General features: G+C 70.8%; 19 protein-coding genes and 1 pseudogene. 10 read left to right on the top strand and 10 right to left on the bottom strand.

From position 1 onward, the window contains the following. Window positions 1-8 precede the first annotated feature (8 nt). Both ACZ5C2_RS18410 and ACZ5C2_RS18405 read right to left on the bottom strand, forming a co-directional pair. Window positions 9-482, bottom strand: coding sequence for a GNAT family N-acetyltransferase (locus ACZ5C2_RS18410; protein ID WP_468791888.1), 474 nt, complete (start codon window positions 480-482; stop codon window positions 9-11). 3 nt (window positions 483-485) lie between these two features. Continuing rightward, window positions 486-1,259 carry an IclR family transcriptional regulator gene (locus ACZ5C2_RS18405; RefSeq protein WP_468791885.1) on the bottom strand — a complete coding sequence of 258 codons (774 nt, stop codon included), beginning with the start codon at window positions 1,257-1,259 and terminating at the stop codon, window positions 486-488. Between the two features lie 141 nt (window positions 1,260-1,400). Here ACZ5C2_RS18405 and ACZ5C2_RS18400 point away from each other — a divergent pair, with 141 nt between their 5' ends. Continuing rightward, window positions 1,401-2,930 carry an aldehyde dehydrogenase (NADP(+)) gene (locus ACZ5C2_RS18400; RefSeq protein ID WP_468791882.1) on the top strand — a complete coding sequence of 510 codons (1,530 nt, stop codon included), beginning with the start codon at window positions 1,401-1,403 and terminating at the stop codon, window positions 2,928-2,930. A gap of 6 nt (window positions 2,931-2,936) precedes the next feature. Here ACZ5C2_RS18400 and ACZ5C2_RS18395 read toward each other — a convergent pair whose 3' ends face one another. Together ACZ5C2_RS18395 and ACZ5C2_RS18390 are read right to left on the bottom strand one after the other, a co-directional pair. Continuing rightward, window positions 2,937-3,599 carry a response regulator transcription factor gene (locus ACZ5C2_RS18395; protein WP_468791879.1) on the bottom strand — a complete coding sequence of 221 codons (663 nt, stop codon included), beginning with the start codon at window positions 3,597-3,599 and terminating at the stop codon, window positions 2,937-2,939. Window positions 3,600-3,692: 93 nt separating this feature from the next. Beyond that, window positions 3,693-5,417 (bottom strand): sensor histidine kinase, encoded by a 1,725-nt coding sequence (locus tag ACZ5C2_RS18390; protein WP_468791877.1) that lies wholly within the window; start codon window positions 5,415-5,417, stop codon window positions 3,693-3,695. A gap of 230 nt (window positions 5,418-5,647) precedes the next feature. Between ACZ5C2_RS18390 and ACZ5C2_RS18385 the strand changes: the two genes are divergently transcribed. The 4 genes from ACZ5C2_RS18385 to ACZ5C2_RS18370 all read left to right on the top strand — a co-directional run bounded on the left by ACZ5C2_RS18385 (window position 5,648) and on the right by ACZ5C2_RS18370 (window position 8,842). Further along, complete coding sequence (locus ACZ5C2_RS18385) at window positions 5,648-6,235, top strand: LURP-one-related family protein (protein WP_468791874.1); 588 nt, start codon at window positions 5,648-5,650, stop codon at window positions 6,233-6,235. Window positions 6,236-6,289: 54 nt separating this feature from the next. Continuing rightward, window positions 6,290-6,898 (top strand): DUF1349 domain-containing protein, encoded by a 609-nt coding sequence (locus ACZ5C2_RS18380; RefSeq protein WP_468791871.1) that lies wholly within the window; start codon window positions 6,290-6,292, stop codon window positions 6,896-6,898. An 86-nt stretch (window positions 6,899-6,984) separates the two neighbouring features. Continuing rightward, window positions 6,985-7,692 (top strand): DsbA family oxidoreductase, encoded by a 708-nt coding sequence (locus tag ACZ5C2_RS18375; RefSeq protein WP_468791868.1) that lies wholly within the window; start codon window positions 6,985-6,987, stop codon window positions 7,690-7,692. A gap of 97 nt (window positions 7,693-7,789) precedes the next feature. After that, the gene (locus ACZ5C2_RS18370; protein ID WP_468791865.1) at window positions 7,790-8,842 is read left to right on the top strand and encodes an aminotransferase class V-fold PLP-dependent enzyme; all 1,053 of its coding nucleotides are present in this window, start codon (window positions 7,790-7,792) and stop codon (window positions 8,840-8,842) included. 127 nt (window positions 8,843-8,969) lie between these two features. Here ACZ5C2_RS18370 and thpD read toward each other — a convergent pair whose 3' ends face one another. The 6 genes and pseudogenes from thpD to ACZ5C2_RS18340 all read right to left on the bottom strand — a co-directional run bounded on the left by thpD (window position 8,970) and on the right by ACZ5C2_RS18340 (window position 13,815). Next, entirely contained in the window at window positions 8,970-9,866 is an 897-nt protein-coding gene (gene thpD, locus ACZ5C2_RS18365) for an ectoine hydroxylase (RefSeq protein WP_468791862.1), read from the bottom strand. A gap of 6 nt (window positions 9,867-9,872) precedes the next feature. After that, window positions 9,873-10,271 carry an ectoine synthase gene (locus ACZ5C2_RS18360; protein ID WP_468791859.1) on the bottom strand — a complete coding sequence of 133 codons (399 nt, stop codon included), beginning with the start codon at window positions 10,269-10,271 and terminating at the stop codon, window positions 9,873-9,875. A gap of 35 nt (window positions 10,272-10,306) precedes the next feature. Next, window positions 10,307-11,578, bottom strand: a complete 1,272-nt coding sequence (gene ectB / locus ACZ5C2_RS18355; protein WP_468791856.1) for a diaminobutyrate--2-oxoglutarate transaminase — start codon at window positions 11,576-11,578, stop codon at window positions 10,307-10,309. A gap of 71 nt (window positions 11,579-11,649) precedes the next feature. After that, window positions 11,650-12,156 (bottom strand): diaminobutyrate acetyltransferase, encoded by a 507-nt coding sequence (gene ectA / locus ACZ5C2_RS18350; RefSeq protein ID WP_468791853.1) that lies wholly within the window; start codon window positions 12,154-12,156, stop codon window positions 11,650-11,652. A gap of 347 nt (window positions 12,157-12,503) precedes the next feature. Continuing rightward, window positions 12,504-12,665: pseudogene (locus ACZ5C2_RS18345) on the bottom strand (mycothiol transferase); the annotation flags it as partial. A gap of 49 nt (window positions 12,666-12,714) precedes the next feature. Beyond that, window positions 12,715-13,815: a pyridoxal-phosphate-dependent aminotransferase family protein gene (locus ACZ5C2_RS18340; protein WP_468791850.1), complete on the bottom strand. Its 1,101-nt coding sequence runs from the start codon at window positions 13,813-13,815 to the stop codon at window positions 12,715-12,717. Window positions 13,816-14,004: 189 nt separating this feature from the next. On the opposite strand from ACZ5C2_RS18340, the gene ACZ5C2_RS18335 reads away from it, so the two are divergent. From ACZ5C2_RS18335 to ACZ5C2_RS18315, 5 genes are all read left to right on the top strand, one after another. Beyond that, complete coding sequence (locus tag ACZ5C2_RS18335) at window positions 14,005-14,856, top strand: ABC transporter substrate-binding protein (RefSeq protein ID WP_468791847.1); 852 nt, start codon at window positions 14,005-14,007, stop codon at window positions 14,854-14,856. 4 nt (window positions 14,857-14,860) lie between these two features. Continuing rightward, window positions 14,861-15,697 (top strand): amino acid ABC transporter permease, encoded by an 837-nt coding sequence (locus tag ACZ5C2_RS18330; RefSeq protein WP_468791844.1) that lies wholly within the window; start codon window positions 14,861-14,863, stop codon window positions 15,695-15,697. After that, entirely contained in the window at window positions 15,694-16,491 is a 798-nt protein-coding gene (locus tag ACZ5C2_RS18325; RefSeq protein ID WP_468791841.1) for an amino acid ABC transporter ATP-binding protein, read from the top strand. The genes ACZ5C2_RS18330 and ACZ5C2_RS18325 overlap by 4 nt, the downstream gene beginning before the upstream one ends. A 21-nt stretch (window positions 16,492-16,512) precedes the next feature. Next, window positions 16,513-17,604 carry an amidohydrolase family protein gene (locus ACZ5C2_RS18320; RefSeq protein ID WP_468791838.1) on the top strand — a complete coding sequence of 364 codons (1,092 nt, stop codon included), beginning with the start codon at window positions 16,513-16,515 and terminating at the stop codon, window positions 17,602-17,604. 187 nt (window positions 17,605-17,791) lie between these two features. Then, window positions 17,792-18,745 carry an SCO1860 family LAETG-anchored protein gene (locus ACZ5C2_RS18315; protein WP_468791835.1) on the top strand — a complete coding sequence of 318 codons (954 nt, stop codon included), beginning with the start codon at window positions 17,792-17,794 and terminating at the stop codon, window positions 18,743-18,745. The last annotated feature ends 175 nt before the right edge of the window (window positions 18,746-18,920 follow it).

Below are 18,920 nucleotides of genomic sequence, written 5' to 3'. Positions count from 1 at the left end.
GGGCCGGATCAGCCTTCCAGGGTGAGCACGAGCTCCTCGATCTCCGCCCCCCGCGCGGGGGCGTACGCGGTGGCCCGCGCGGTGACCTCGAAGCCGCACCGCTCAAGGACCCGTCGCGACCCGGCGTTGTCCGCGGCCACGCGCGCGTACAGCGGGCGTTCGTCCACCTCGGCCAGCAGGGCGCGCAGCGCGGCCGTGGCGACGCCCCTGCCCCAGTAGGCGCGGTCGACCCAGTACGTCACCTCACGCTCGCCCGCCTCCCCGTACACCGCCGCGTTCCCCACCACGTCCCCGTCGCCCAGCACCGTGCGTGCCACGATCTCCGGGGAGCTGCGGATGAGCGCCCAGTGGGCATCGAAACGGTCCTGGTCGGCCGGGTCCTCGGGCGTGAAGGCGGCCATGCGCAGCGCCTCCGGATCGTTCAACTGGCGGTAGAAGACCGGCAGATCACTGTCGTGCACCGGTCGCAGGGCGATATCCACGGGTCAGAGCCTCCGGGTGGCGAGGGCGAGTCGGTCGCGGGCGTCGAACAGGGCGTCCTTGACCAGCTGCTCGTGCGCGGGGGTGAGCCGGGCCACCGGCACCGAGCAGCTGATCGCGTCCCGCGCGGGGGTGCGGTACGGGATCGCCACACCGAAGCAGCGCAGCCCCAGCGTGTTCTCCTCGCGGTCCACGGCGAAGCCCTGCTCCCGCACCAGGTGCAGCTCCTCGATGAGCTTCTCCCGGTCGGTGATGGTGTGCTCGGTCAGGGCGGGCAGGGTCTCCGGGAGCATCTTGCGCACCTGCTCGTCCGGATACGTGCTCAGCAGCGCCTTGCCCAGCGACGTCGAGTGTGCGGGCAGCCGGCGGCCGACCCGGGTGAACGGGCGCAGGTAGTGCTGGGACTGGCGGGTGGCGAGATAGACGACGTTGGTGCCGTCGAGCCGGGCGAGGTGGATGGTCTCGGTGGTGTCGTCCGAGAGCCGGTCCAGCGTGGGCCGGGAGGCCGCGACGACCTCGTCGCCGTCGATGTAGGACGTGCCCACCAGCAGCGCCCGCACGCCGATGCCGTACCGCGTGCCCGTCGCGTCGGTCTCCACCCAGCCGAGCTCCACGAGGGTGCGCAGCAGCATGTAGAGGCTCGACTTGGGGTACCCGACGGCCTCCTGGACCGCCGCCAGGGAGTGCATGCCGGGGCGCCCGGCGAAGTATTCGAGCAGTTCCACGGTCCGCACCGCGGACTTGACCTGCGCCCCGCCGCCTGTCTCGCCAGCCGACATCGCCCTTGACCCCTTCGTTCGCCGGAAATAGTCTCCGAAGCGCATTCATCTACAGAGACAGCGTTCAGTATATCGAACACCGCTGATGGATGACGTACATACTGCGGCATCGCATGCGGCAATCAAGTGGAGGGACCCCCGGTGGCAGCAGCACCAGTCTGGAGTGTCGACCCCCGAACCGGGAAGCAGCGCGAACAGGTTGCGGTGGAGGCCACAGCCCAGGAGGTGGACGCCGCCGTCGGCGCAGCGCACGAGGCGCGCGGCGCGCTGACGGACCGCGCCGTCCGCGCGGCCTTCCTGCGCACGGCCGCCGAAGAGCTCGAGGCCGCCCGGGACCAGCTCGTCGAGGCGGCCGACGCGGAGACCGCGCTCGGCCCGGCCCGGCTCACCGGCGAACTCGCCCGCACCTGCTACCAGCTGCGCGCCTTCGCCGGCATCGTCGACGAGGGAGCCTTCCTCGACGTCGTCATCAACCACCCCGACGACACCGCGACCCCGCCCATCCCCGACCTGCGCCGCTACAAGATCCCGCTCGGCGTCGTCGCCGTCTACTCCGCCTCCAACTTCCCCTTCGCCTTCTCCGTGGCCGGCGGCGACACCGCCAGCGCGCTGGCGGCCGGCTGCCCGGTCGTCGTCAAGGCCCACCCCGACCATCCCGGACTGTCCGAGCTGGTCGCCAAGGTGCTGCGCCGGGCCGCGGCCCGGCACGACATCCCCGAGGGCGTACTCGGCCTGGTGCACGGCTTCGAGGCCGGCATCGAGCTGATCAGGCACCCGAGGGTCGCGGCGGCCGGTTTCACCGGCTCCGTCCGCGGGGGCCGCGCCCTCTTCGACGCGGCCGCCGCCCGGCCGGTCCCCATCCCCTTCCACGGTGAACTGGGCTCCCTGAACCCCGTCGTCGTCACCGAGGCCGCCGCCGCCGAGCGCGGTGAGGCCATCGGCGCCGGGCTGGCCGGCTCGATGACGCTGGGCGTCGGCCAGTTCTGTGTGAAGCCCGGTCTCGTCCTCGCGCCCGCCGGACCGGCCGGTGACGGACTGCTCAAGGCCCTGACCGAGGCGGTCAGTGACACCGACGCGGGCGTCCTGCTGGACCACCGCATGCGCGACAACTTCGTCGCCGGGGTCGCCGAGCGCACCGGACTGCCCGACGTGGAGTCCCCGGTCACCCCGGGCGCGGGCGGCGAGCACACCGTCAGCGCGGGCTTCCTCACCGTCCCCGCGAGCCGGCTGGCCCAGGACGGCGTGCACGACCTGCTCCTGGAGGAGTGCTTCGGGCCGGTCACCGTGGTGGCCCGCTACGAGGACGACAGCGAGGTGCGCGGTGTGCTGTCGCGGCTGCCGGGCAACCTCACGGCGACCGTGCAGCTGTCCGCAGGGGAGGCGGCGGGCGAGGGCCGCGGGGCCGAACTGGTGCGGGAGCTCACGCCGCTCGCGGGACGCGTGCTGGTGAACGGCTGGCCGACGGGGGTCGCGGTCGCCCCGGCCCAGCACCACGGCGGGCCGTACCCGGCGACGACCTCCACGTCCACGTCGGTGGGCGGTACGGCCATCGAACGGTGGCTGCGGCCGGTCGTCTACCAGGGAACGCCCGAGGCACTGCTGCCCGCGGAGCTCACGGACGACAACCCCCTGGGACTGCCCCGACGGTTCAACGGCACGCTGGAGCGCTGACGTCACTCACCCCGCGGTCGGCTCCAGGCCCGCGTCCCGGGCCAGGAGCGCCGCCTGGACCCTGTTGTCGCAGTCGAGCTTGGCCAGGATGCGGCTGACGTACGTCTTCACCGTGGCCTCGCTCATGTGCAGCCGGGCCCCGGCGTCCGCGTTGGACAGGCCCTCGCCGAGCAGGGCCAGTACCTGGCGTTCGCGTTCCGTCAGGCCGGCCAGGCGCCGGCGCGCCTCCTCGCCGCGCACGGTGGCGGCCGGGGAGGCGAGGGTGTCCACCACGTGCCGGGTGGCGGCCGGGGACAGATAGGCGTTGCCGGCCGCCGCCGCGCGCACCGCGTGGATCAGCTCCTGCGGTGCGGAATCCTTCAGCAGGAAGCCCGCGCTGCCGTGCCCGAGCGCTCGCAGGACGTTGTCGCGTTCCCCGAACGTGGTCAGGATCAGTACGCGTACTCCCGGTGCGGCGCGGCCGATCTCGGCCAGCGCGGTCAGCCCGTCCATCACGGGCATCTGGATGTCCAGCAGGGCCACGTCGACCGCGGTGCTCCGGGCGGTCTCCACCGCTTCCCGGCCGTTCCGCGCCTCGGCGACGACATCGATGTCGTCGGCCGAGGTCAGGATCATCCTGATGCCGGCCCTGATGAGCGGCTCGTCGTCGGCGACGAGGACCCGGATCACGCGGCCTCCTGCGCGGTGTCGGTGTGACAGGCGGATGGTGGAGCCCGCCCATCATGCCCGATCCCGTCGCGGGTGCGGCCCTGTACCGTCGGGTCATATCTCGTGCGGGTAGGACTCCTTGGCGGACAGCTTCCCGTCGCGGAAGCAGAACCGGTAGACGATGTCCTCCTCGTCGTCCACGAAGTGCTCGCAGGCGGCGTCCTTGGGCAGCGGCGGGCCGTCCTTCTCCACACCGTCGAGCAGTATCGAGTCACCCTGCGGGAACTCCTTCCTGAGGTCCCGCTCGGCGTCGCCGATCTGTGCCGACTCGTACACGCTCGCCGGGATGACGCCCGCCTCCACCTCGTCCATCAGCTTCGACACACCCCACACCAACAGGGCGATCACGCCCGCGACGAGGACGACGGCGGTGAGGGCACATCCCAGGGCGAGGTTCTTCTTGCTGCTCATGATGGCGGCGAACTCCTTCTGCGGATCGGAGCGGTGTTCGTTGACCGCTCCACCGTCGCCCGCCGGACCCGCACCGGTCTGCCACCGGAAGTCGTCGTCCGCGGCGACGGAAGTCGCGCCGTGCGGGCGGGACCGGGCCTCGCCGTCCTTGTAGGGCAGCACCCCGGCGAGACGGAAACCGCCGTCGGGGGTGTGGCCGGTGTGCACCATGCCGCCGACGAGCCGGGCGCGCTCCCGCAGGCCCGCCAGTCCCTGCCCCCCGCTGATCGGGGGCGGTCCGTCCGGTGCCCCGGCCGGCACCGGACCGTTGGCCACCTCGACCACCAGGCTGTCCGGTTCATAGCGCAGGGACACGGTGATCAGGGCGCCCTGCGCGTGCTTGTGCGCGTTGGTCAGGCCCTCCTGGGCGATGCGGTACACCGCGTGGTCGGCGGCGGGCGCGAGCGGCCGTTCGGTGCCGGTGCGGCGCAGCTCCACCGGCGTGCCCGCGGCCCGGGACGACTCGACCAGCTTGTCGACGGAGGCCGCCACGCGGGCGGTCGGGGGCCCGGTGTCGTCCTCGGGTCCCGGCGCGGGCGCCTCCACACCGTCCCGCAGGATGCCCACGGCCTCGCGAAGCTCCTGCATCGCCGTTCTGGAGGCCTCCCGGAGGATGCCCACCCCTTGCCGCTGGCGGCCCTTCAGCTCCGGGTCCACCTCCAGGGCCCCGGCGTGCACGGCGATCAGGGCGAGCTGGTGGCCGAGACTGTCGTGCATGTCCTGGGCGATGCGCTGGCGTTCCAGAAGCCGGGCCTGCCGTGCCACCATCGCCTGCTCGCGCACCAGTTGGGCGTTGTGCCGCTGCAGGGCGTCGAGCAGGCTGTGGCGCTGCGCGCGGTACCGGGAGGCCAGACCCGGCACGACCGCCAGCACCAGGAAAGGGGATCCGCTCAGCACGGCCGCCATCAGCAGCGACATCCCGAGGTCCTCGGAGCCCACGTTCAGGGCGGAGGCGATCAGATAGAGCACGAGCCCGGCCGCGTACGCGCCCAGCGCCCGCCACGGCCGCTTGATGCGGCTGCCCGCCGACCAGCTCGCGTACATCAGCAGCGGAAACGTGCCGACGACCGTTCCGGCCAGGACCGACGACACGAGCAGCACGGTCGCCGGCAACGCGCGGCGGGCGAGCGACAGGAGGGCGACGACCAGCGCCGCGGCACCGCCCCGGGCACCGGATCCGGTCTCCGTCATGTACAGAAGCCCCGCGATACCGGAGAGCACCACCGCGAGCGCGATCTCCCCGACGAGCCGTTTGCGGGTCCAGGGAGAGGCGGCGGCGAGGCGGCGGCGCAGCGGCAAAGGGGTGGGTGGTATCTCTGCTTGGTCCACGCGCAGACCATAGAGGGCCGCCCCCGGGCGCCCGCATCCCCCCTTCGACGCGGTGCCGGACGACGAAAGAGAACACGCCTCCGCCACCGGCCCTGCCTCTTTGGTCGCTGCGGCCGACGACTTAGGGAGACTGCCCCGGACCGGGACGCGGGGCGAGGATGGCTCCCCCGGACGCGAACGTGAGCGACGGCGCCGGATACCGACGACTTGGGAGTACAGCGGTGGACACCATGCGAAGGCACGCGAACGACCGTTTCACCGTCCGGCAGAAGACCGCCCTCATGATCAACCGCTATGTCGTGACCGAGACGCTGCCGAACGGCTCCGACGGCAAGGTTCTCGCCTTCGCCGAGCAGAAGCGGATGTCGCTCAGGGAACAGATGACGTTCTACACCGACGAGTCCAAGAAGTGGGTCCTGTTCACCGCTTCGGCACGCCAGACCATCGACCTCGCCGCCGTCTACGACGTGCGCGACGAGGAAGGAAACCCGGTCGGCACGTTCAGCAAGAGGTTCGGTGCCTCCCTGCTGCGCTCGACGTGGGAAATGGACCAGCCGGGCTCGATCGCCGCCGTCGGGCGGGAACGCAACCGGTTCGTGGCGGTGGCACGCCGGCTCTGGGGGCTGGTGCCGGTCGACTTCGTGCCGTTCATGTGGCCGTACCACTTCGACTTCACCTCGGACAGCGGGCCCGTGATGAGGGTCGACAAGAAGTTCGGGCTGCGCGACCGCTATGCCGTCGAGGTGTCCTCGCCCACGCTCGACCTGCGCCTCGCCATCGCCCAGGCCGTGGCCCTGGACGCCCTCCAGTCCCGCTGACCGGGACGCCGTCCTTCGGCCCCGGCGCCGGGACCCGCCTGGGACAATGCCGCCATGGACCTGAACATCGCCGAACTTCCCTTCCCGCTGCGCACCTACGGCCCCGGCGGCTCCTGGTCCTATGAGGACGGTGTCCTCACCGGATGGGCCGGACCCCGGCAGGACCGTTTCGTGCCGCCCACCGGTGAGGCCCTGGAGCCCGCCGCCGACGCGCCGCGTCTCCTGGGCGCACCCGAGGGCGACTTCCAGCTGATCGCCCGGGTCACGGTCGGCTTCGCCGGTACCTTCGACGCCGGGGTGCTGTACGTCCACGTGGGCGAGCGGGCCTGGGCCAAGCTCTGCCTGGAGTACTCCCCGGACGTGCCCACCGTCTGCACGGTGGTCACCCGGGGCCACTCCGACGATGCCAACTCCTTCACCGTCGAAGGCAGTTCGGTGTGGCTCCGGGTGAGCCGCACCGGCCGTGCCTTCGCCTTCCACGCCTCCCGCGACGGCGAGCACTGGACCTTCGTCCGGTTCTTCACCCTCGGGGAGGAGAAGGAGACCGGCGCCGCCCTGGTCGGCTTCATGACGCAGTCGCCGATGGGGGAGGGCTGTGTGGTGACCTTCGACCACATCGAGTACCGGCCGCACTGGCCGCGCGATCTGCGGGACGGCAGCTGAGGGGAATGGAAGCAGCTGTTTGAATGTTCATATAGTTCCCGGTGGGAGACTCCCTCCCTCGTGACGACCCTGGAGAGAGCCGACTCATGCGCGTCGAGATCTGGAGCGACATCGCCTGCCCCTGGTGCTATGTCGGAAAGGCCCGCTTCGAGAAGGCGCTGGCCTCCTTCCCGCACCGTGAGCAGGTCGAGGTGGTGCACCGTTCCTTCGAGCTGGACCCGGGGCGGGCCAAGGGCGACACCCAGCCGGTGATCACCATGCTCACCAGGAAGTACGGCATGAGCCAGGCACAGGCCGAGGCCGGCGAGGACAACCTGGGCGCCCAGGCCGCCGCCGAGGGCCTGCCCTACCGCACCCGGGGGCGTGACCACGGCGGCACCTTCGACATGCACCGCCTGCTGCACCACGCCCGCGAGCACGGGCGGCAGGTGGAACTGCTCGACCTGCTCTACACGGCGAACTTCGCCGAGGAGCGGACGGTCTTCGACGACGAACGGCTCGTCGAGCTCGCCGGCGCCGCCGGTCTCGACGCCGACGCCGTACGCCAGGTCCTCGCCGACCCGGAGGCCTACGCCGATGAGGTCCGCGCCGACGAGCGCGAGGCCGCGGAGCTCGGTGCGACCGGTGTGCCGTTCTTCGTGCTCGACCGCAAGTACGGCGTCTCCGGCGCCCAGCCCGCCGAGGTCTTCACCCAGGCACTCACCCGGGCCTGGGGCGAGCGCCCGCCTCTGAAGATGGTCGACGACGGCGCCGAATCCTGTGGCCCGGACGCATGCGCGGTGCCGCAGCACTAGAAACGCGCAGGTCAGCGCGTACGCATAAGCCTTCCTTGGCGATATCGCGCAGAATTCGGCAATGGACGGGGAGATCCCTGGGCCGCAGAGTGGTTCCATGGAGACCTTCGACCACCTCGTCCGTGCCGAGTTCACCCCGAAGAACACCTACCTCAACACCGCGAGCAGCGCTCTCCTGCCCGCCCGCACCGTGGCCGCGCTCCAGGAGGCCGCGCGGCTGCGCGCGGAGGGCCGCCCGCTCGATCCGCTGTTCGCCGATGTCGAGGCATGCCGCGCCGCGTACGCCCGGCTGGCCGGCGTCCCCGTCGAGCGGGTGGCGGCCGGTGCGACCGTCGCGCTGCACACCGCGCTGATCGCGGCCTCGCTGCCGCCGGGCGCCGAAGTCCTCACGGCGGAGGGCGACTTCACCTCCGTACTGAACCCCTTCCACACACGCGGCGACCTCAAGGTGCGGTCCGTGCCGCTGGAGCGGCTCGCCGACTCCGTACGGCCCGGCACCGCGCTCGTCGCGGTCAGCGCCGCGCAGTCCGCCGACGGCCGGATCGCCGACCTCGCCGCCCTGCACGAGGCGGCGCGCGGCCACGGCACGCGCACCTACGTGGACTTCTCCCAGGCGGCCGGCTGGCTGCCGGTGACGGCCGACGCCTGCGACTACAGCGTCACCATCACCTACAAGTGGCTGCTCGGCCCGCACGGCGCGGCCTTCCTCATCGTCCCCGAGGACTTCGGCGATCTGACACCGGTGCAGGCGGGCTGGGTCGCGGGGGAGAACCCGTGGGACAGCTGCTACGGCCCGGTCGCCGAACTCGCCCACTCCGCACGGCGGTTCGATACCACCCCGGCCCTGCTCGACTACGCGGGGCTGCGGGCATCCCTCGAACTCGTCGAGGAGATCGGCGTGGACGTCATCCGCGCCCACGACCTGGCCCTCGCCGAACGTTTCCGCTCCGGGCTCGCGACCCTGGGCCGCACGCCCGTGCCGTCACCCGGCTCGCCGATCGTCTCCGTACCCGGACTCGGCCGGTTGCAGGCGGAGTTGGCGGACGCCGGCATCCAGGTGTCGAACCGCGCGGGCAATCTGCGGGCATCCTTCCACCTCTACAACACGGCCGACGACGTGGACCGGTTGCTGGACGTGCTGTCCGGCTGACCGTCCACAAGGGCACACGGCAGCGGGCCGGTGCCTCCCTGTCCCACACGAGGAGGCCCGGCCCGCAGTCCTGTGGTGCGCCTACGTCACCGTTGTCACAACCCCCGGACCCCCGGCCGGAGCCGGGTCACCGGACGGGAGTGAAGTCCCGTGCCCCGATGAACTCGGGCCGCCGGATCGGGGCCGCGAACGGCTCGACCGCCGCGTTCTCGACGCTGTTGAACACGATGAACACGTTGCTGCGCGGGAACGGCGTGATGTTGTCCCCGGAGCCGTGCATGGCGTTGCAGTCGAACCAGGTCGCCGAGCCGGCCTTGCCGGTGAACAGCCTGATGCCGTACTCCGACGCCATCTTGGTCAGCGCCTCGTCGGACGGCGTCCCCGCGTCCTGCATCTGCAGGGACTTCTTGTAGTTGTCCTTCGGCGTGGCCCCCGCGCACCCGAGGAACGTCTTGTGCGACCCCGGCATGATCATAAGACCGCCGTTGGTGTCGTAGTTCTCGGTGAGCGCGATCGAGACCGAGATCGTACGCATGTTCGGCAGGCCGTCCTCGGCGTGCCAGGTCTCGAAGTCCGAGTGCCAGTAGAAGCCGCTGGCCCCGAAGCCCGGCTTGACGTTGATCCGCGACTGGTGGACGTAGACGTCCGAGCCGAGGATCTGCCGGGCCCGCCCGACGACCCGCTCGTCGCGCACCAGCTTCGAGAAGACCTCGCTGATCTTGTGTACCTCGAAGACGGACCGGATTTCCTTGGACTGCGGCTCCACGATCGAACGCTCGTCCGCGCGGATCGCCGGGTCGGTGACGAGCCGCTCCAGCTCGCGCTGGTACACGCCGACCTCGTCCGGTCCGATGAGCTGGTCGATGGCGAGGAAGCCGTCGCGGTCCAGGGCCTGCAGATCACCGGCCGAGACGGGCCCCGGGGTGTCCGGGCCGCCCCAGACGACCGGGTCCTGCCGGGGGGTTGCCACCTCGGTGGCGCCGCGGGTGGGATAGAGATCGGTGACGTTCGTGATCGTGGTCACGGTGACTCACACCTCCTCGGTGAGCAGCGGGTATACGCCGTTCTCGTCGTGGTCCTCCCGTCCGGTGACGGGCGGGTTGAAGACACAGATGCAGTGGAAGTCCTCCTTGACCTTGAGCGTGTGCCGCTCGTGGCCGTTGAGGAGGTACATGGTGCCCGGGGTGATGCGGTACGTCTCCCCGGTCTCACGGTCGGTCAGTTCGGCCTCGCCCTTGGTGCAGACAACGGCCTCGATGTGGTTCGCGTACCACATCGACGTCTCCGTACCCGCGTACAGAATCGTCTCGTGCAGGGAGAAGCCGACCTTCTCCTTGGCGAGGACGATGCGCTTGCTCTCCCATGTGCCGGACGCCGACTTCACGTGCCGGTCGGTGCCCTCGAGCTCCTTGAACGAACGGACGATCACGGTGTGGCGATGCCTCCTTGGCTCGGATGCGTGGTTCAGGCGGTTTCACGGACGGCGCGGGCGAGGGTCCTGAGGCCCTCGTCCAGCTCGTCCGGGGTGATGGTCAGCGACGGGAGCAGCTTGACGACCTCGCTCTCGGGGCCGGACGTCTCGATCAGCAGTCCGAGTTCGAAGGCGCGTGTGGCGATCCGGCCCGCGCGGTCCTTGTCGTGGAACTCCATACCCCACACCAGGCCGCGGCCGCGGTACTCCTTGACGTCGGCCGGGTTCTCCTCGGTGATGGCGATCAGCGCCTGCTCGACCTGCTCGCCGCGCGAACGGGTCTGCTTCTCCATCGCGGAGCCGTCGGCCCAGTACGCCTCCAGGGCCGCGGTGGCCGTAACGAAGGCGGGGTTGTTGCCGCGGAATGTGCCGTTGTGCTCGCCCGGCTCCCAGACGTCCAGTTCGGGCTTGAAGAGGGTGAGCGCCATCGGCAGTCCGTAGCCGCTGATCGACTTGGACACGGTGACGATGTCGGGCGTGATGCCGGCCTCCTCGAAGGAGAAGAAGGCGCCGGTACGGCCGCAGCCCATCTGGATGTCGTCGACGATGAGCAGCATGTCCTGGCGTTCGCACAGGTCGGCCAGGGCACGCAGCCACTCGGGCCGGGCGACGTTGATGCCGCCCTCGCCCTGCACGGTCTCGACGATCACGGCGGCGGGCTTGTTGAGACCGGAGCCCTGGTCCTCCAGGAGCCGCTCGAACCACAGGAAGTCCGGCACCTGGCCGTCGAAGTAGTTGTCGAACGGCATCGGCGTGCCGTGCACCAGCGGGATGCCGGCGCCGGCCCGCTTGAAGGCGTTGCCGGTCACGGCGAGCGAGCCCAGCGACATGCCGTGGAAGGCGTTGGTGAACGACACGATCGACTCGCGCCCCTTCACCTTCCGCGCCAGTTTCAGCGCGGACTCCACGGCGTTGGTGCCCGTCGGGCCCGGGAACATGACCTTGTACGGCAGGTCGCGCGGGCGCAGGATCCAGTTCTGGAAGGACTCCAGGAAGGCGCGCTTGGCCGTCGTCGACATGTCGAGGCCGTGCGTGACGCCGTCCCGCTCCAGGTAGTCGATCAGCGCGCGTTTCAGCACCGGGTTGTTGTGCCCGTAGTTGAGCGAGCCGGCTCCGGCGAAGAAGTCGAGGTACTCGTGGCCGTCCTCGTCGTACATACGGCTGCCGTGCGCACGGTCGAAGACGGTGGGCCAGCCGCGGCAGTAGCTTCGTACCTCGGATTCGACGGTCTCGAAGACGCTGAGGTCGGGCTGGGTGATGGTCACGAAAAATCGCTCCTCGGTGGCGTGGGAGGTCAGAGGGAGTCGGAAGATCGGGGGCGGGCCGGACGGACCGCTCAGGGCGCGAGCGGCCCGATGCGGTACAGGACCTCGGGGTCGTGCGGCCCGTCGGGGAACTGGCCGGCGTCGAACAGCACCTCGCGCTCCAGCAGGGCGCCGTGGCGCTCCGCGAACGCGGTGAACAGGCGCTCGGACGCGGTGTTGCCCGGCGTGATGGTGGTCTCGACGGTGTCCACCTCGTGCTCGGCGGCGGTGCGGGCGGCCAGACCGTCGAGCAGGGCGGCCGCGAGACCGCGGCCGCGGTACGACGCGTCGACCGCGACCTGCCAGACGAGCAGGGTGCGCGGGCTGTCCGGCCGCAGGTATCCGCTGACGAAGCCGATCGGCTCTCCGCGCTCGTCGCGAGCGACGGCCGAAGTGGCGGCGAAGTCACGGCACCACAGCAGATAGCTGTACGACGAGTTCAGGTCGAGGACCTTCGAGTCCCTGGCTATCCGCCACAGCATGGCTCCGTCCGCCACGGTGGGGCGGTCGATTTGCAGGTCTGCTTGTGCGGCAGTCATGCGAATTGAACTTACCCAGGTAAATTCAAAATTGCATCGTCTGTCGGGGTTACGTACGGGCGCGATCTATGTTATCGCACGGGTGGGCGGGTCCGCGCGAGAGTCTGCCGAGATGCCCCATTTCTCCTGGTGGATAGGGTGTAAATCGGGCGCCATGTGGAACCGGTCACAAGTGTGTAACTCCCGTGACGCTGCACTTCCCGTTATCAAAATTGTGGCGTTTAGGGCCGGGGAAAGCGGGCAGAAGAAGACGGGAAGCTGCTCCGCAAGGTAATCAAGAAATAAGTGAAAGAATGCTGCAGGAGAATGCGTGCGAGGGATTCTGATAATCCCACAGAATTCACGTTCCGGTCGAACCGGTTTCGCTCGACCTCGGCGAGATGCTGTACCAGCCCGAGCAGGGTCGGCGCCGACGGCTCGACGGAGGGCGGCCGCAGCTGCGCGTCGTCCAGCCCGGCACACTTCAGCGCCGACGTCCCCCGCTGATCGTCCAGCCACTCCTCCAGCATCGACCGCTCGTCACCGGTGAACCGGGGGACGGGGCGCCCGTCGGGCCGGTCAGCGCCAGGCCGCCTCGGTCGCGGACAGGGCCGCCGGGAGATCCACCGTCAGACCCGCGTCCGTCATCGCGGTGCCGAGGGCCGTCAGGCAGGCGCGTACCGTGCCCGGGGCCGCCTCGGGGCCGTAGTGGTTGACGCGGATCATCTCCCCGGCAAGGGCACCTCCGCCCGCGGCCAGCGGAAGGGCCGGGTCGGCGGACAGGGCGCGGGCCACCAGATCCGAGGCCACCGTGCCGGCCGGCGCCCGCAACGTCGTGGCGACGGGTGCCGCCTCCGCCGCGTCGCGCACGTACGGCTCCAGCCCTCCGCCCAGCGCGAGCGCACCCGCCCGCGTCGCGGCGGCGGCCGACGCGTGCCGGGCCATCACCGTCTCGAGGCCCGCCGCCTCGATCCGCTCCACGCACGCCTGAAGCGCCAGCATCTCCAGCTGTGCCGGCGCGTGCGGCAGCGCCTTGCGGCCGCCGTCGATCCAGCGCTCCCTCCAGTCCAGCAGCGAGAGGTAGGAGCGGCGCGGCGCCCGCGGATTCGCCACCATCCGGGCCCACGCCCGTTCACTCACGGACACCGCCGACACCCCGGCCGGACCGCCCATCGCCTTCTGCGCCCCGATCACGCACAGGTCCACACCCCACGCGTCCGGCAGTACGGGCTCCGCCCCGATCGAGGCGACCGCGTCCAGGTAGAACAGCGCCCCGTGCGCCCGCACCACCTCGCCGATCTCCGCCACCGGGTTGGTGTTCCCGGTGGCCGCCTCGGCGTGCACCAGGGACACGAAGTCGATCTCGGGGTGCTCCGCGAAGGCGGCCCGGATCTGCTGGGCCGTGACCGCCGTGTGGAAGGGCACCGTCAGATCGATCACGGTGGCACCGCAATCCCTCAGCCAGTCGCCGAAGGTCCGCCCGTAGGGGCCGGTGATGACGTTCAGCGCGGTCGTGCCGGGGCCGGCGCTCCCTCGGATCGCGCCCTCCAGCGGCAGCAGCGCCTCACCCTGCATGATCACGACGTCCTGCCGGGTGCCGAGCAGCCGTGCCACCCGGTCCTCGATCGAGGCGAAGTGCGCGGCGCCCATGGGGGGCAGGCCGAGGAGAAGGTGGGTCACAGCGGTGCTCTCTCTTTGCTTCGCGACTGCGCGGGTACGGACGACGAAGTCGAGGGTAGACCTTCGCCCGAAGGGAAGCCCGACCGCAGGGATCTCAGGTCGGACGGCCCCGCGACCATCGGTTTGGTTTGAGATGCTCAAACCTCTCCTTATAATCGGAACTTATCGTTCCTTGAACAGGAGGCTCCCGTGAAGACGCACCCCGGCCGCCGGACCCGCATTCTGGCCGCCACCACCGCGACGGCCGGGCTGCTGCTCCTGACCGCCTGCACCTCCAGCGACGACGGTGGCAGCGGCTCCACGACCGCCGCCGGCGGTGTCGAGCTCGTCAAGGCGGGCCAGCTCACCACCTGCACCCACCTCCCGTACCCCCCCTTCCAGTCGGAGATCGACGGCAAGGTGCAGGGCTTCGACGTCGCGCTGATCGACCTGGTCGCCGAGGACCTCGGTGTGCGGCAGGAGATCCTCGACACGCCGTTCGAGAACTTCAAGACCGGCGCCTTCCTCAACTCCGGCGAATGCGACCTGGCCGCGGCCGGTATGACCATCACCGAGGAGCGGAAGAAGAACGTCGACTTCTCCGACCCCTACTTCAACGCCACCCAGGCCGTCCTGGTCGACAAGGACAGCGGGGTCACCTCCCTCGCCGACGTGAAGTCCAGGAACGTCAAGCTCGGCGCCCAGGCGCAGACCACCGGCGAGGACCACGTCAAGAAGGAAGGCTTCGACCCCGTCTCCTTCGAGTCCTCCGACGCCGTCCTCAACGGCCTGCGCACCGGCCAGGTCAAGGCCGTCGTCATCGACTACCCCGTCGTCCAGGGCTGGCTGAAGGACAAGGCCAACGCCGACGCCTTCGAGGTCGCCGAGCAGATCGACACCGGCGAGCAGTACGGCGTCACGGTGAAGAAGGGCAACACGGCGCTGCGCGAGGCCATCAACAAGGCACTCGCGGACGCCAAGGCCGACGGCACGTACAAGAAGCTGTACGAGCAGTGGATCGGTCCGTACGACGAGTCCGCCGCCTCGCCGGCCGCATCCTGATCCCATGGCCGACACGGAGAAACTGCCACTCCAGCCGAAGAAGAAGGGCCTGACCAGGCGCCAGAAGCGCAGCCTGTCGCGCGGCATCCAGTACGCCGTCTTCGTCGCGGCCGTGATCGCCTTCGCGGTCTCGGCCGACTGGGACCGGCTGCGGAACCAGTTCGCCCAGGTGGACATCGCCGAGCGGATGTTCCCGGACGTCATCACGCTGGCGCTGAAGAACACCGTGCTCTTCACGGTGACCGGTTTCGCCGTCGGGCTCGCCCTCGGCATGGTGATCGCGCTGATGCGGCTGTCGTCCGTCGGGCCGTACCGCTGGCTGGCCGGCATCTACATCGAGATCTTCCGCGGCCTGCCCGCCCTGCTGATCTTCATCTTCATCGGCGTGGCCGTGCCGCTCGCCTTCCCCGGCACGGAGATCATCGGCGGCACCTACGGCAAGGTCGCCCTCGCGCTCGGCCTGGTGGCCGCCGCGTACATGGCGGAGACGATCCGGGCCGGCATCCAGGCCGTGCCCAAGGGACAGATGGAGGCCGCCCGTTCGCTGGGCTTCTCGCCCGCCCGGGCCATGATCTCCGTCATCGTCCCGCAGGCCTTCCGGATCATTCTCCCGCCGCTGACCAACGAACTCGTGCTGCTGTTCAAGGACTCCTCGCTGGTGCTGTTCCTCGGCGTCACCCTGGAGGAGCGCGAACTGTCCAAGTACGGCCGCGACCTGGCCAGCCAGACCGCCAACTCCACCCCGATCCTGGTGGCCGGCCTGTGCTACCTGCTGATCACCATCCCGCTCGGCTTCGTCGTGCGCCGCATGGAGGCCAAGGCCCAGGAGGCCGTGAAATGACCCCGAGCCCGCCGGAGATCCGCGTCAGCGGTCTGCACAAGTCCTTCGGTGACAACCATGTGCTGCGCGGCATCGACCTGGAGATCGGCCAGGGCGAGGTCGTCTGCGTCATCGGCCCGTCCGGCTCGGGCAAGTCGACCCTGCTGCGGTGCGTGAACCTCCTGGAGGAACCCACCAGCGGTGAGGTGCACGTCGGGGGTACGGAACTCACCGACCCGGACGTCGACATCGATGCCGTACGCCGTCGTATCGGCATGGTCTTCCAGCAGTTCAACCTGTTCCCGCACCTCACCGTGACCGAGAATCTCACGCTGCCGCAGCGCCGGGTCCTGCGCAGGGGCAAGGCGGAGGCCGCGAGGGTCGCCGCCGGGAACCTGCGGCGGGTGGGCCTCGCCGAGAAGGCGGACGCCTACCCGTCCTCCCTCTCCGGCGGCCAGCAGCAGCGCGTCGCCATCGCCCGCGCGCTGGCCATGGGCCCCGAGGTGATGCTGTTCGACGAGCCGACCTCGGCGCTCGACCCCGAGCTGGTCGGCGACGTCCTGGCCGTGATGCGGATGCTCGCGCACGAGGGCATGACGATGATGGTCGTCACCCACGAGATGACCTTCGCCCGCGAGGTCGCCGACCGGGTCGTCTTCATGGACGGCGGGGTGATCGTCGAGGACGGCACCCCCGAGCAGGTCATCGGCAGGCCCCGGCACGCACGCACCCGGCACTTCCTCTCCCGCCTCCTCGACCCCGCCATGGCGGACGTCGAGGAGGAGACCTCCGACCAGGTGGGCAAGTCGCTGTAGCGCCTGATTAAGGTGCCGTGTATGAGCGAACGCGCGGTGCTGCACGTGAAGGGGCGGATCCTCGTCGGCCCGGACGAGGTCCAAGACGAGCTGTGGGTCGTCGACGGGCGGATCTCCTACGACCGTCCCGTCGGCGCCCGTGACGTCCGCACCGTCGACGGCTGGGTGCTGCCCGGACTGGTCGACGCCCACTGCCATGTGGGCCTGGACCGGCACGGCGCCGTCCCCGACGAGGTCGCCGAGAAACAGGCGCTCACCGACCGCGACGCCGGTGCCCTGCTGCTGCGCGACGCCGGATCGCCCTCCGACACCCGCTGGACCGATGACCGCGACGACCTCCCGAGGATCGTCCGGGCCGGCCGGCACATCGCCCGCACCCGCCGCTACATCCGGAACTACGCCTGGGAGGTCGAGCCCGACGATCTCACCGCGTACGTCGGCCAGGAGGCCCGGCGCGGCGACGGCTGGGTGAAGCTGGTCGGCGACTGGATCGACCGCGACCTGGGCGACCTGTCGGCCTGCTGGCCGCGCGGCGCCGTCGAGGCGGCCATCGCCGAGGCCCACCGGCTGGGCGCCCGCGTCACCGCGCACTGCTTCGCCGAGGACTCCCTGCGGGACCTGGTCGAGGCCGGCATCGACTGTGTCGAACACGCCACGGGCCTCACCGACGACACGATCCCGCTCTTCGCCGAACGGGGTGTCGCGATCGTCCCGACCCTCGTCAACATCGCCACCTTCCCCGCGCTCGCCGACGGCGGCGAGTCCAGGTTCCCGCGCTGGTCGGCCCATATGCGCCGGCTCCACGAACGCCGCTACGACACCGTGCGCTCCGCCTACGACGCCGGAATACCCGTGTTCGTCGGCACGGACGCCGGCGGCAGCCTCCCGCACGGCCTGGTGGCCGACGAGGTCGCCGAACTGGCCAAGGCCGGCATTCCGCCCGTCGAGGCCCTGGCTGCCGCCACCTGGGCGGCCAGGACGTGGCTCGGCCGCCCAGGCCTGGAGGAGGGCGCCCCGGCCGACCTCGTGGTCTACGCCTCCGACCCGCGTGCGGACGTACGCGTGCTGGCGGACCCGCGCCGGGTGGTGCTGGGCGGGCGCGTGGTCGGATAGCGACGCCCGCCCGGCGAGGTCGGTGGGGTGTACGAGGGTGACGGCGGGGAACAGCCGTACCTCGGGATTCGAACGGGCCCACTGGTTCACCCCGAAGGAGTGAAGAGTCGGCGGATCACTGACGGCCCGCTGTTCGCACGGACATTCTTTCCGGGTCCCAGTCATGTCTCATGGGGGTCCCACCACCTTGAACACCATCAACTTCCGCATATCCGCCCGCCGTTGGGCCACCGTCGCCGCGGCCACCGCCCTCGCCGCGGGTCCCGCCGCGCTGGCCGGCGCGGGCCCCGCGCACGCCACCGAGGGACACGGCAGCGCGAGCGCCGCCGTGCTGCGCACCGGGCTCGACGTGTCCCTGCTCAACAAGACCGTGCGCGCCCCGCTCGCCGTCACCCTCAACGAGGTCCACGCGCCGCAGAGCGCGCGGAAGACGGCCCTCACGGCCACCCTCGACGGCGTCGACGGCGGCAAGCCCTTCAGCGTGCTGCGGGCGGAGGTGGCCGACGCGAAGGCGACGGTGAACGGCGACCGGGCCGAGGCGTCCACCACCCTCGCCAAGGCCCGGCTCCATGTGCCCGGTCTGCCGCTGCTGTCGGTCGTCGAACTCGACGCGGTGAGCTCCAGGGCGGTCTGCGAGGCCGGGCAGGCCCCGCACGCCTCGGTGACCCTGCCCGCCTCCGTGACGGTGCTCGGCAAACGCGTCGCCCTGACCGCCGGCGGCCCCACCCATGTCGAGGTGCCGGGCGTCGGCGAGGTCCGGCTGGACCTGTCGAAGACCCGGACCACCTCGACCACGGCCGCGGCGACCGCGCTGCGACTCGATGTCGCTGTCAATCCGTTGAAGCTCGGTGTTGCCGAGGTCGACGGCACGCTCACCCTGGCGGAGGCCGCGTGCGAGGCCCCTGCCGGGGGGAAGCCAGAGGCGGCGCCGGCCGAGGCGGGGGAAGCGGAGCCGGACGCGCCCGAGGCCGCGGGTGTCCATCCGCAGGGAGCGCGGGCGGAGCGGGCCGCGCCCGCCGAGACCAATCTGGCCGAGACGGGCGGCGACTCGATGACTCCGTACGTCGCGGGCAGCGCGATCGCCCTCCTGGCGGCGGGCGGCGGAGCGGTCGCGTTGTCGCACCGGGGCCGCAGGAGCTGAGGCGGGACCGTTGTCCGCGGGCCCGGCTCAGGGGTTGTTCTCCGCCCCCGCCGCCCCTTCCCGTCCCCCGCCGGAGGGGCTGGGTCCAGCCCCTCCGGCGTTTGAGGAGCGGGGTCTGGGGCGGAGCCCCAGGGTTGGGACGGGAAGGGGCGGCGGGGGCGATGCAAGGTGCGGT

Source organism: Streptomyces sp. NPDC031365 (assembly GCF_055569765.1).
This window is presented reverse-complemented; position numbering and strand designations above follow the sequence as displayed.

Excerpts from the sequence above, each read along its gene's own strand:
- ACZ5C2_RS18405 (WP_468791885.1), bottom strand. The coding sequence starts at position 1,259 with ATGTCGGCTGGCGAGACAGGCGGCGGGGCGCAGGTCAAGTCCGCGGTG.
- ACZ5C2_RS18385 (WP_468791874.1), top strand. The coding sequence starts at position 5,648 with ATGCGAAGGCACGCGAACGACCGTTTCACCGTCCGGCAGAAGACCGCC.
- ACZ5C2_RS18380 (WP_468791871.1), top strand. The coding sequence starts at position 6,290 with ATGGACCTGAACATCGCCGAACTTCCCTTCCCGCTGCGCACCTACGGC.
- ACZ5C2_RS18375 (WP_468791868.1), top strand. The coding sequence starts at position 6,985 with ATGCGCGTCGAGATCTGGAGCGACATCGCCTGCCCCTGGTGCTATGTC.
- ACZ5C2_RS18370 (WP_468791865.1), top strand. The coding sequence starts at position 7,790 with ATGGAGACCTTCGACCACCTCGTCCGTGCCGAGTTCACCCCGAAGAAC.
- ectA (WP_468791853.1), bottom strand. The coding sequence starts at position 12,156 with ATGACTGCCGCACAAGCAGACCTGCAAATCGACCGCCCCACCGTGGCG.
- ACZ5C2_RS18330 (WP_468791844.1), top strand. The coding sequence starts at position 14,861 with ATGGCCGACACGGAGAAACTGCCACTCCAGCCGAAGAAGAAGGGCCTG.
- ACZ5C2_RS18325 (WP_468791841.1), top strand. The coding sequence starts at position 15,694 with ATGACCCCGAGCCCGCCGGAGATCCGCGTCAGCGGTCTGCACAAGTCC.
- ACZ5C2_RS18320 (WP_468791838.1), top strand. The coding sequence starts at position 16,513 with ATGAGCGAACGCGCGGTGCTGCACGTGAAGGGGCGGATCCTCGTCGGC.